We start from the raw sequence: 12,752 nt of genomic DNA, 5'->3' as shown, positions 1-12,752 counted from the left end.
TCTCTCATTCTTCTGCAAATTCTATTGATGCTTGTATCCAAACATATAAATTATTCATTTATTTTAATACAATTATGATAGGTAGGCAATGTCAAATAATAGGCATTATGATAATGAATTATCTTTTCCAAGTGCGTTTTGAAAATCAACAGGAATTACTTCACCAAAAGCTTTATAATCGTAAAATAATTCGACGTTGGGAAGTACAAAATCAATTCAAAGCTCCGTAGCATTCATCTTTTCCATTTGTCACCTCAATTCCATAACCTTCCCTACGACGATCATAGCACACTTATTGAAAATCTTCTCTGTTCACAACGACTAAAGCATGCCATAAGTATTACTTTCACCTTTTTTGACACGCTTTTTTCATATTTAACTATCAACCCTACGAATGCTAGACTTTTGCTTATCCGTTCCTACTCATCATCTAACACATATTTATTTCGCCCAGCTCCAAATCCAAACAGCATAACGAATACAGATACAGAAATGAGTATAATTAATGGAATGGTCCACGCCTCCGTTATATCAAATAAAAACCCGATAATAATAGGGCCAACTGCTGCCAATATATAGCCTAATGCTTGAGCCATTCCTGAAAGCTCTGCTGCCTGTTTCGCATTTTTTGCGCGTAACCCTAAAAAAGCCAGTGCTAAAGCAAAGCTACCACTTAACGATATTCCAATTAGAATAACACTGAAAACCATCGTGATTTCTGACTTTCCTACGAGTAAGCCGCCATAGCCCCCAACCGATATACACGTCATCACAAATACAATTCCACGCTGAGACTTTAATTTACCGGCAATCATTGGCACAATAAAGCTTGCTGGAAGTCCAATAAACTGACAAAATGAAAGCATCCATCCCGCAGTTGCCATATCTACACCATAATTATGTAAAATCTCTGGTAGCCAAGAAACTGTTACGTAAAATAAGAATGATTGCAATCCTAGAAAGGAAGCAACCTGCCATGCAAGCGGCGACTTCCAAATTCGATTATCATTTGTTGTTACATAACGAAGCCCTTGACTTTTTTCTTTACCATTTTTCTTCAGCAGATATATCCAAACAGGAATTCCTAAAATAGCAGGGATGATCCAGAAGAGTAAGGAAAGCTGCCATCCAAGTCCATAATTTACAGCTAGCGGAATACTTACTCCAGATGCAGTTGCCGCCAGCACTCCCATACTTGTTGAATAAATACTTGTCATGATTCCTACCTTTGTCGGGAACTTATCCTTAATAACACCTGGAAGCAACACATTACAAACCGCAATACCTAGTCCGATTAGTAACGTACCACCAAATAAAAGGAATGTCACTGCAATTGAACGAAGAGATATCCCAACCGATAGCACAATTAAACCGAGTAATAACAGCATTTCATTAGAAAAACGATTTGCTAGTCTAGGTACAACTGGAGATAAAAGCGCAAAAGCAATTAATGGGAGACTCGTTAATAAACCAGCACTCCAATTAGAAAGTGCTAAATCATCACGAATAAAACGAATTAACGGGCCAACTGATGTAATTGCTGGACGTAAATTAAAGGATACGAACACGATACCAACTACTAATAATATCCGATACCATTGCTTTGTACGTTGCTGTTTGTTTTGTAATTGCAAAGGAGCTACTCCCTTCTAGATTTCCAACTTTGCTTTTATCATAGCATATCACGGAAAAGGAAGAAAAAAGAAGTGCGAAAGGCCTATGCTTTCCGTTCTATCCATAACAAAAAAGATCTCCTGATTATGACAGGAAATCTTTTTTGTTTTTAACGCTATAGCATCTGATAGAGAAGACCAAACCGCATTGCATGTTCAATTTCATCTGTCATAGCGAGAAAAAACGTATCTCGAATCATTTGATCGTTAGACAACAGATAATCATCCCGGTAAGTTTCATACGCCTCTAGCTCATCATTATACGCAACCCATACCCCTTCCTTGAAATTCGAAAATTTCGTTCGAGGTGTTTTATATTTCGGTGTTTTTCCAGTTAACGCTTTATAAAGTTCCACAAAAGCTTCTAGATGTTTTTTTTCATCATTTAAAGCATGCTCTACTACGTCCTTCGCCATTTTATTCGGTGCCATTGTAGCTAGTCGCGTATAAAAATCGATTGCTCCGCTTTCCCCCTCCATGGCATGGATTAATGCCTTTAAGACTTGTTCATTCTGGCCTTGCACACGAGGATCCATTGGATATTCCCAATAAGATTGTGCACGCGGAACAGCAGTTTGATTCATTGCATAACCATTTGGATACATATAGTAATACATCCTTCATCCCCTTCCACGGCGTTTTCTCTACTACTATATGCATGAAGGAGATATTGGGTTATTATCTATCTTATATATTTACGCTTAGTCTGCTTAAATCATTAAACTGCTGCACTTTGTGATACTTCACCATTTTTTCGATTTCTTTGCAATAACCAAACTATCGCCATCAATAAGAAGCCAGCTACATTCGAATAAACTTCGGGATGAATCATGAGTAATCCTCCTAACATCAATAGGACACGTTCCCAAATGCGTGAATTGCTTACAAAAAAACCAATCATTGCACTACTTACAGCCAACATTCCAAGGAATGCGGTTACGACCGCTAATACAAAATGCGGAATCGTTACATCAACCAGCAAGAGGATTGGATCATAAATAAAGATATATGGAATAATGAACGCTGCGATAGCGAGCTTTACTGCATTTAATCCGGTACGAAAAGGATTCGCTTTTGCAATTCCGGCTCCAGCATATGCTGCCAAACAGACTGGTGGCGTTATATCGGCAACGATACCAAAATAAAATACAAACATATGTACAGCGATTGGTTCTAATCCAAACGTATTAATTAAAGCAGGAGCAGCTACCGTTGCAGTAACAACATAATTTGCTGTTGTCGGCAATCCCATACCAAGAATAATACAAGCAACCATTGTTAGCATTAATGCAAATGGAAGAATACCGCCAGATAAAGCGATAATACCCGTGGCAAATTTAGCACCTAATCCAGTAATACTGACGACGCCTGCGATAATTCCAGCAGTTGCAACTGCTGCGATTACAGGAAGTGCTACGCGTGCACCTTCCTCTAGTACATATATCGTTTGCTTCAAGGATAATCTACTTTCCTTCCGAATCAAACTAATAAGATATGCAGAAACAATACCGATTATTGCTGCTCGCTGTGGGGTAAAGCCAATCATTATTGTTCCTACAATAACAATTAGCGGTAATAGCATATATCCATTTCGTAGCATGAGCTTTTTAAAATTTGGCAATGCCTCCTTTGGTAGTCCCACAATACCTCGTTTTTTTGCTTCAAAGTGTGTTCCAATAAAGATTCCTGTAAAATAAAGCATTGCAGGAACAAGTGCTGCAAGCATAATAGTAGAAAAGTCTACACCTAAATATTCCATCATAATAAAGGCAGCAGCCCCCATCAATGGAGGCATAATCTGCCCACCAGTTGATGCCGAAGCTTCTGTAGCCGCCGCAAACTCTGGTTTAAAGCCTGCTTTTTTCATCATTGGTATGGTAAATGAACCAGAAGCTACTGTATTGCCAACTGAACTACCCGAAACCATTCCTTGTAACGCAGATGCAGATACAGCAGCTTTTGCTGTGCCACCGGTATAGCGACCTGTTAGTGAGAAAGCAAGATCATTAAAAAATGCACCGATCCTCGTATGGACAAGCATTACCCCAAAAAACAAAAAGAGAAAAATAAATTTCGAGGATATCTGAATTGGTGTTCCAAAAACACCACTTTCCTGGTACCACAAATTCGTGGCAATCCGATCAATAGAAAAGCCAGGATGCGATAAAAGCTGTGTCGGGATATATTTCCCAAAAATAGTATATAAGATGGTAATTCCAGCAACAATCACAATTGGTAACCCTACCGTTCGACGTGTTGCTTCGAGTACAAGCAAAATACCAACAATCGATAAAATCATATCAAATGGATGATATCCAGTAATTCTACTTTGAAGAATAGAATCCAAGAAAATGACCTTATGATAGGAAATGTACATTGCTAGAAAAGCGAGGATAATATCATACCAGGGAACAGTTTTTTGATGTTTTTGCATTCCTTTCTTTGCTGGAAACAATAAGAATATTAGACCTAGCGCAGTGCCTAAATGAATTGCACCTTGCTTTTGTGAAGGTAACACACCAAAGTAGCCTGTATATAGATGAAAGACTGTTAAATAAACACCTAAAAAGGTAACAATCAAACCCCACTTTCCGAGATTCAATCGAAACTGGCTTTCTCGATCATATTTTTCTAGTATAGCTTGTGCTCCTGATTCTCTTGGCTGGCTTTCTCTCATTCGACCACCATCCATTTCAATAGGAACAGAATGGGGAAATCACACCAATCTGTTCCTAAATAAATACCAGTGAAACGCTTTTCCGTTAGATTCCCTTTATTAATCTACTACTTTTTTAAATCATCCAGACTTTCTATACCAGTGTTCTCTCGCGTTATAATTTGCACAACCTCTGGATAAATATGACCAATAAACGCTGCATTGGTGACCTTATTTCCCTCAAAATCTCCTGCTCCCTCGATTGCATTTAATGCAGGGACATGAACGGTCATTCCAAGGTCCATTTTTCCATCTCGAATGGAAGCAAGATTTTCGATAGATGCTCCTGTTTCTGTATTCGTTACATTAATCCCATCTATATGATTATTCCAAACACCTGCCATTTCTCCTCCGAGTGGATAATATGTTCCACCAGAACTACCTGTTCCTAGAATGAATTCTTCTTTTTCCCCTTCTATCTGAAGTTTAGCAATAGGATTATCAAATGATAAGCCTTGCTCTTTATAGTACTTTGCTGCTCCAGGATGAATTGGCAATCCTTTAGCACCATTTAGCGCATTTTCAAGCGTCATTTGGACTCCTTGCGCATGGGTTATTTCGCTAGCCTTTTCAACCATTGCTTTGGCCAATTCATAGCCAAGCTCTTCACTAATCGTGTTTGTATTTGCCATCAGGATCGCGTAAGCAGTCACTGTTTCAATGTCTTTATCCATAAAATCATACGTATCTTTTGGAATCGTATGGCGTTTATAGCCGCTATTCTTCTCCATATATGCTATTGCTTCATCTGAAAGCTCTAACATTTTCACATCACCAGCAGAAGCGTGCAAGCTCTCAATGCTCCCCGCTGGAAGACCTAGTATACCTATCGATACATCAACATTGCCATCTTGCACTTGATCTGCCGCATCTCCAAATCCCTCCTGAAACGCTTCATAATCCCCTTCCTCCAGTCCATATGCCTTTAATATTTGCTTGGATACAGCATTCGTTTCACTTGCTGGTGGTCCAATAGCGATGTTGCTTCCACCACCTCCACAAGCTGATAGCAGTAGCATTCCAAAAAATAGTAACAGAACACTCGTCCTCTTTTTTCTTTTCATTGTCTTCCCCCTTTTAGTCATTAAACATAGTTTTTGATAACGCTTTCATTAAGAACTGCAAGTAGTGTTTTTTTAAGCTTACTATGAAATAAACGGAATATCAATAATATTTTTAGTATTTTCAGATTATTATACTGTTAATGGTGTATTTTAAAAAAGAAGTTATTTAGATTTGTTGGGAGAGTTCATTAAAACCATTTTGGAAACTTTTTCGAGTGGTATTTTCGTTGATTGAGCGATTAGCTTTAAGGATGTTTGCGGGTGATATTTAATGAAATGAAGGACCTTCTCTTTTTCGATAAGACAAGTATTACACAATGAAAAAGGACTAAACTCTATTTCGTTATCACACAAACGACATTTTTTTACGATTACTCCCATTTCTCCACTCCTTCTCCTATTTTTCTTTATAATACGCTTTTTACTGATTATTGTAAATATATTAATTTATCAAATAAAATGTTTTATTAAAAGAAATTATGATTAAAAAATCCCCTTTCCATCAAGAGATAGAAAGAGGATTTGCATTCATTTATTTTTCAGAGTCCGACAAATAAAGTTTACAGTTTAAATCTACCCACTAATTCATTTAGTTGCTCTGCTTGCTTTGCTAATTGATCAGAGCTTCCTGCTACTTCTTGCATTGAACTGCTTGCTTGCTGTACAGTTGCAGCTGTTTCCTCTACCCCTGCTGCAGACTCTTCCGATACTGATGCGATTTCATCAATGGAATGATTAATCTTCTCTGTGTTTTCAGCAATATTAGCAAGATTCTCGGAAACAAAGGTAATACTTTCCGCCATGTTTGAAACTGCAGAGCTGATTTTTCCAAACGTAACCCCAGTCGATTCAATTTGTTCACTACCTTGCTCTACTTCTTTATACCCTTCCTTCAAGGAAGTCGTTACTAGATTGGTTTCCTGTTGAATTCGTTCGACGATACCAGAAATATCTGTAACGGATAAGGAAACTTGTTCAGCTAGCTTTCGTACCTCATCTGCTACTACGGCAAAGCCTCTTCCTTGTTCTCCTGCCCGAGCCGCTTCGATTGCAGCATTCAATGCAAGCAAATTGGTTTGATCGGCAATATCATTAATGACAGAAACAAGATTTGAAATTTCCTGTGATTGTGCATCAAGTCCTTCTACTTTTGTAACCGTATCACGAACCATATGGTCGATTCGTTTCATTTGGTTTGTAGAAGCATTCATTAAGTCACTACCTTCAGAGGTCATCTCAATTACCTCGTCTGCATATTGCTTAATTTGCTCGCCATTTTCATTTGTTTCCTTAACTGTCGAAGCAAATGTTCCCATAATGGAAGCGACATCACTAGCACTATTTGCTTGTGTTTCAGATCCTGTAGCTAATTCCTGCATCGTCGTTGCTACCTGCTCTGTACCGTGCATCACTTCATTGGCAGACTGTGTTAATTCTTCACTATGTGCTGCAACCGTATTTGATACATTAGATATACTCGTTAAAATATCTCGCATTTTCGCGTTCATTTCATTTGTAGCACGGGTTAATTGACCAATTTCGTCTACTGATGTTGTTTCCAATGCTTCGTGGTTCAATTCACCACTTGCAATTTGACTCATTCGTTTCGTAACTTTAATAACTGGCTTCGAAACCATACGTGCTGTTAATAATGCAATAGTAATAATAAACACTGTTGTTAAATTAGAAAACACTAAACTTGTAATTCGAGCTGTTTCTCCAGATTGAATCGTTTCATTTCCGATTTGTTCAATTCGTTCATGACTTTCTTGTGTTAGCTTTTCATAGCCATTAATAATTTCCGCTGTTTGTTCCATTGTGGCTACAAGTTTTTGATATGCTTTGTCTTTATTTCCAAGATCATAATCAACAAAAATATCATCCGTGACTATTTTTCGCCATTCCACTGTTTTTTCTATCAATTGATCAAACTCATCAGAATCATTAATTTCTCGAATGATTTCTTCGTTCTCTAACCCAAGCTCTGTATATTCACTAAACGCCTTTTTATGCTCTATCGATCCTGTTAAAATATATCCTCGTGCGGCTGCAATTCTGCCGAGCATCGACTGTGTCATATTTTGATTGGCGGTTAATAATTCAAGCTCTTCTTCAATTACTTGTTTAATGGCTATGTTTGTCCCTTTCATTGCAAAGTAATTCGTTGCAGATATTGCGAATACAAGAAGCATCACAAAAGCAAAGCCAAATAGTATTTTTGTCCGTATATGTTTAAAGTTAAATAGTTTTTTCATGAATCTTCCTTCTTCCTAGTGAGTTATATTACTCGGTAGTGATTTCTTTTACTTCATCTGTTTCTTCGAGGTTTAATACTTGCTTTAAGTCTAAAAGTAAAATAAGCGTCTCTTCTACTTTAGCAACTCCTTGTAAAAATTCCTTGTCTATCCCTCGTACGATTTGTGGTGGTTCTTCAATCGCGCCATTTGCAATATCCTTTACATCTGTCGCAGCATCAACAATTAGTCCAACTTGAACTGTATCTACATCTACGACTAATATACGGTTTTCCATCGTTTCTTCTGTTATTGGGAGTGACAGTCGTTCCTTTAAATCAATAATTGGTGTTGTTTCGCCTCGAAGCGTCATCACTCCTTTAATAAAAGTTGATGTTTTCGGTACAGATGTAACTTCACCTGTTTTTTCAATCGAAACAATTTGATTCACATCCACGCCAAATTGCTGTCCATTTAATGTGAAAATAATTATTTTTCTTAGAGTTTCCATGTATTCACTCCTCACCATTATTTTATTAAAGCATTCGCATCAATAATTAAGGCAACATTTCCATCGCCAAGTATTGTTGCACCTGAGATCCCACGTACGTCACCAAGATATTCCCCTAAGGATTTTAAAACAACTTCTTTTTGCCCAATAAAGGAATCAACGATAAATCCTGTTAATTTTTCTCCTTTTTTCACAATAACAATAGCGTGCTCTTTTGCATTCTCGTTGTCGTACTCAGGTACAGAAAACACTTCCCCAAGTGCAACAATCGGTACGACATGTCCACGGAAATCGATTACTTTTTGACCACTTACATACATCATTTCACTTTCTGAAATCACAAGTGTTTCCATAATGGATGATAGTGGAATAGCAAAAATTTCAGCTTTTACTTCTACAAGTAACGTAGACAAAATTGACAACGTTAACGGTAACTGAATTGAAAATATGCTTCCTTTTCCTTTTTCCGATTCAATTGTTATGCTCCCACCAAGGGATTCAATCTTACTTTTCACAACATCAAGTCCGACACCACGGCCCGATATATCCGAAATTTGATCAGCGGTACTAAAACCGGATGCCATGATATAAGGAAATACCTCATCATCCGATAATTCGCGCCCTTGTTCTTTGGTTACTAACCCTTTTTCAATTGCTTTCTCCAATACTTTTTCTCGATTGATTCCCGCACCATCATCTTCAATATCAATGAAAACATGATTTCCACTATGGTATGCACGTAATGTTAGCGTTCCTTCTGTAGACTTTCCAGCTTGCTTTCGTAAATCTGGTGTTTCAATACCATGATCAATAGAGTTCCGGATTAAATGCACAAGTGGGTCGCCAATTTCATCGATGACCGTGCGATCAAGCTCTGTATCTACCCCAACCAATTGGAGATTAATTTCTTTTCCTAAATCCTTGGCAAGTCCTCTAACCATGCGTGGGAAACGATTGAACACTTGTTCAACAGGAACCATCCGCATGGATAAAATAATATTTTGCATGTTTTCAGCTACATAAGAAATATGCTCTACCGTTTCTGTTAACTCGTGACTTTTGATTTTCTGTGCATGATCCTCTAAACGACTTCGATCAATTACAATTTCCTCAAACAGATTCATCAAGTGCTCTATACGCTCTAAATTAACTCGAATCGTTTTTGAACCATTGCTTTTCTTCGAAGTATCTGTTGTTTTTTGCTCAAGCTGTTCATTCGTACTCGCTGTTTCTTTTATTTCTTCTTTCTTCTTATCGGTCGCTTCTAATGAAAGCGATGTGATAATAACATCTTTTATTTCAGAAACATTGAAAATCATTGCTTTTATTTCGCTGTCTTCCAGTTGGGATAAGAAAGCAATGGAAAATCCATCTTCAAAGGTTCCTTCTTCAATTTCTTCAACTGTTGGGTACGTCTTTATAACATCTCCAGCGTTTTCTAATAACTCGAAGACCATATAAGCTCGTGCACCTTTCAACACGCACTTGTCCTCAAGCTGTACTTGAATATGATAAGGCTTATATCCTTGATCCAATGCTTGTTTGATTACGGTTAACTGATATTCATCAAGATCTATTTCATTACTTACCGCTTGGTGTTCCTTTGACACTGTTTTTTCCATATTTGTTCCATTTTCAATCGAGTCAAGCCGTGCTACTAACTCTGTAACGTCTTTTTTTCCACTGTTTCCTTCACTAATTTCATTTGTCATTTCTTCTAAGTATTCAACCGCTGTAAAGGTCACATCAATAACATCTGCTGTTACATTCAATTCATTATTTCGCATCTTATCTAGCACATTCTCCATCTTATGTGTTAAGGAAGCAATGTCCTCAAACCCCATCGTTGCAGCCATTCCCTTTAATGTATGTGCTGAGCGAAAGATGTCATTAACAATTCCTATGTTTTCAGGTTCTTTTTCTAATTTTAATAAATTATCATTTACGGCTTGCAAATGCTCTCGACTTTCATCAAGGAATACTTCGATATACTGATCCGTATCCATTTTTTCAGTCCCCTTCTTTACGCCGATTTTCACCCTAGGTACCCTATTTCAGAACAGGCTACTTGCGTGTTTTTCGATGCATTGGCTTGAATTTCTGATAAAATTCTAATTTTTCCGGCCTACCGAGAAAGAAGCCTTGTATAAATTGAATCCCTAGTTGCTTTCCAATTATGTAGTCTTCCTCGCGCTCGACACCTTCTAAGATAAACGCAACCTGATTTTTGAATTGCTTTAGCAATTGTTCAATAAACAGTTTTTTTTCATTGGATTGCGATAAATCTTCCGCATAAAAACGATCAAGCTTTGCGATATCTGGTTGAATCTCTACAATGGACTGTGTGGTTGTTTCTCCTTTTCCTACATCATCCAATGCAATTAGAAATCCCATGCTTCGTAACTGGTCCACTCTATTCAAGAGTGGATTTAATGCCAACACCTTTTCTGCCTCACTTATTTCGATGACAATGTTACTCGGACTAACACCTGTGCTTTTTACAATTTGTTTTATATGCTTAATAAAGCTTTTATTCATTAGGGTTGAGGGAAACGTATTAATAAACAGTTTCCCTTCACTACCTAAAAGCTTTAAATCCAACTGGCATATTTGAAAAATAGAGCCCATGTCTATTTCATAAAGTAATTCTTTTTCTTTTGCATAGCGAAAAAACAATTCTGGATTTGTAAAACCTTTTGGCCGAATAAGCGCCTCATAACCAGCTACTTGTTCCTCAGAAACATTCCATATCGGCTGAAAAACGTGATGAAAATCTATGTTGTCAATTTCCAAATCCTCCATCAGCATTTTCATACAACCATCCTTTATACTCTAGCTTCTTGATACAACTTTGTTCAAACTATAGTTTGAAACGTTGAACCAGTTGTTGTAATTCCTCTGCCGTTTTTGCAAGCTGGTCTGCACTACCAGCGATTTCTTCCATTGAACCACTTGCTTGCTGCGCAGAGGCTGCTGTTTCTTCAACACCTGCAGCCGCTTGTTCAGAAACAGAGGCAATTTCCTCAACGGAACCATTCATTTCTTGACTATTCGCAGTGATCTCAGAAAGGTTATTTCCAACAGCTTGGATATTCGTAACCATTTCTGTTAAAAAGCTATGAATATTATCAAACGTTTTTCTTGTCGTATTAATTTGTGCTGTTCCTTGCTCTACTTCTTTATAACCATTTTGCAAGGAAGTCGTAACAATCCCTGAATCACTTTGGATTTGTGAAACGATTCCAGTTATATCATTTACCGAATGGGATACTTGTTCTGCAAGCTTTCGCACTTCATCCGCAACAACAGCAAACCCTTTCCCGTGCTCTCCTGCTCTAGCAGCCTCAATAGCAGCATTTAGTGCTAGTAGATTCGTTTGCTCTGCCACATCTTGAATGACAGTAACAAGCTTTGAAATTTCTTGTGATTGCTTATCGAGCCCTGCCATTTTATTTACCGCGTCTTGTACAATTTGATCGATTTTTTCCATTTGACTTGTAGAAGCAGCCATCAAGCCTCTTCCTTCTTCTGTCATCTCAAGAACTTTATCAGAGTTTAATTGGATTTGTTCCCCATTTTCATTTGTTTCGGCAATCTTTTCCGCAAACGCAGTCATGATACTTGCTAAATTACTTGCACTGTTTGCCTGTGTTTCTGCTCCTGTTGCTAATTCTTCCATTGTAACGGCTACTTGCTCTGTACCTGCTTTTACTTCACTTGCAGATTGCGTTAATTCTTCACTATGACTTGTCACCGTCTGCGAAACAGAATTAATTTGCTCAAGCATTCCGCGTGTGTTGGCAGCCATTGTATTCGTTGCGTTTACAAGTTGTGCAATCTCGTCTCTTCCTTTTGTTTGTAATGGCTCATCATTTAAATTACCATCCGCAATTGTATTCATTCGATCCATCAACGTGCGAACTGGTCTTATTATAGAACGAGATGTTAGCAATGCGGTTGTAATTCCTACTATCAAAATCAATGCCGAACCGACAAGGCTAAGTATAACCGACATATCCCCTTGCGCAACGATTGCATCACTGCTTTGTTTCATTTTTTCCTCTTCAGAAGCAGTGAGCTTCTCTACTTCCTGAACGATATCTCCGGATATGTTCTTCGCTCCTTGGAGAACATTTAAAGCCGCATTCTCATTTCCTTTTTCATAATCAATAATTGCTTGGCCTACGATATCTTCCCATTGCTTCTTTTTATCTAAAATAATTGTGATACTTTCATCATCTGTTAGCTTTTTCAATTGAACAACGAGTTCGTCGCTGTGCTTGACCCTATCTTCATATACTTGCTTAAGCTCCTTATCTCCATATAGGAAATAACCACGAATAACTGATCTACTGTCTGCTAAGTCGTATGCCAAATCATTGCTTAAACGAACGATTTCAAACTCTTTATTCATCGTACCTTCCGTCTGCTCGTTAACATTTTTTATCGAATAATAGTAATTCGTGCTCGAAATTGCTGAAATTGAAATGACAATGATAAAGCCTAATAATATCTTTGTACCTATACTTTTAAAACGAAATAATTTCCCCATTT

General features: G+C 37.7%; 9 protein-coding genes. All 9 read right to left on the bottom strand.

The window, feature by feature from the left end; genetic code table 11:
* Window positions 1–419: 419 nt before the first annotated feature.
* Window positions 420–1,634: a CynX/NimT family MFS transporter gene (locus SPK86_RS05605; RefSeq protein ID WP_284139233.1), complete on the bottom strand. Its 1,215-nt coding sequence runs from the start codon at window positions 1,632–1,634 to the stop codon at window positions 420–422.
* A gap of 155 nt (window positions 1,635–1,789) precedes the next feature.
* Window positions 1,790–2,290, bottom strand: coding sequence for a ferritin-like domain-containing protein (locus tag SPK86_RS05600; protein WP_284139232.1), 501 nt, complete (start codon window positions 2,288–2,290; stop codon window positions 1,790–1,792).
* A 101-nt stretch (window positions 2,291–2,391) separates the two neighbouring features.
* Window positions 2,392–4,350, bottom strand: a complete 1,959-nt coding sequence (locus tag SPK86_RS05595) for a TRAP transporter permease (protein ID WP_330948834.1) — start codon at window positions 4,348–4,350, stop codon at window positions 2,392–2,394.
* A 107-nt stretch (window positions 4,351–4,457) separates the two neighbouring features.
* Complete coding sequence (locus SPK86_RS05590) at window positions 4,458–5,453, bottom strand: TAXI family TRAP transporter solute-binding subunit (RefSeq protein WP_284139230.1); 996 nt, start codon at window positions 5,451–5,453, stop codon at window positions 4,458–4,460.
* Window positions 5,454–6,013: 560 nt separating this feature from the next.
* A complete protein-coding gene (locus SPK86_RS05585; protein ID WP_284139229.1) occupies window positions 6,014–7,708 on the bottom strand; it encodes a methyl-accepting chemotaxis protein in 1,695 nt (564 codons plus the stop codon).
* A 28-nt stretch (window positions 7,709–7,736) separates the two neighbouring features.
* On the bottom strand, window positions 7,737–8,198 hold the full coding sequence (locus SPK86_RS05580; protein WP_330948833.1) for a chemotaxis protein CheW: 462 nt from the start codon (window positions 8,196–8,198) through the stop codon (window positions 7,737–7,739).
* Between the two features lie 17 nt (window positions 8,199–8,215).
* Window positions 8,216–10,204 (bottom strand): chemotaxis protein CheA, encoded by a 1,989-nt coding sequence (locus SPK86_RS05575; RefSeq protein WP_330948832.1) that lies wholly within the window; start codon window positions 10,202–10,204, stop codon window positions 8,216–8,218.
* Window positions 10,205–10,262: 58 nt separating this feature from the next.
* Complete coding sequence (locus tag SPK86_RS05570; protein ID WP_284139226.1) at window positions 10,263–11,012, bottom strand: EAL domain-containing protein; 750 nt, start codon at window positions 11,010–11,012, stop codon at window positions 10,263–10,265.
* A gap of 46 nt (window positions 11,013–11,058) precedes the next feature.
* A complete protein-coding gene (locus SPK86_RS05565; RefSeq protein ID WP_330948831.1) occupies window positions 11,059–12,750 on the bottom strand; it encodes a methyl-accepting chemotaxis protein in 1,692 nt (563 codons plus the stop codon).
* Window positions 12,751–12,752: the final 2 nt, after the last annotated feature.

Source organism: Virgibacillus sp. MG-45 (assembly GCF_036409425.1).
Taxonomy (GTDB): domain Bacteria; phylum Bacillota; class Bacilli; order Bacillales; family Amphibacillaceae; genus LDC-1.
Note: the sequence above shows the minus strand (reverse complement) of the source record. Positions and strands in the feature narration are given on the sequence as shown.

Excerpts from the sequence above, each read along its gene's own strand:
- SPK86_RS05570 (WP_284139226.1), bottom strand. The coding sequence starts at position 11,012 with ATGAAAATGCTGATGGAGGATTTGGAAATTGACAACATAGATTTTCAT.
- SPK86_RS05575 (WP_330948832.1), bottom strand. The coding sequence starts at position 10,204 with ATGGATACGGATCAGTATATCGAAGTATTCCTTGATGAAAGTCGAGAG.
- SPK86_RS05580 (WP_330948833.1), bottom strand. The coding sequence starts at position 8,198 with ATGGAAACTCTAAGAAAAATAATTATTTTCACATTAAATGGACAGCAA.
- SPK86_RS05600 (WP_284139232.1), bottom strand. The coding sequence starts at position 2,290 with ATGTATTACTATATGTATCCAAATGGTTATGCAATGAATCAAACTGCT.
- SPK86_RS05595 (WP_330948834.1), bottom strand. The coding sequence starts at position 4,350 with ATGAGAGAAAGCCAGCCAAGAGAATCAGGAGCACAAGCTATACTAGAA.
- SPK86_RS05590 (WP_284139230.1), bottom strand. The coding sequence starts at position 5,453 with ATGAAAAGAAAAAAGAGGACGAGTGTTCTGTTACTATTTTTTGGAATG.
- SPK86_RS05565 (WP_330948831.1), bottom strand. The coding sequence starts at position 12,750 with ATGGGGAAATTATTTCGTTTTAAAAGTATAGGTACAAAGATATTATTA.
- SPK86_RS05585 (WP_284139229.1), bottom strand. The coding sequence starts at position 7,708 with ATGAAAAAACTATTTAACTTTAAACATATACGGACAAAAATACTATTT.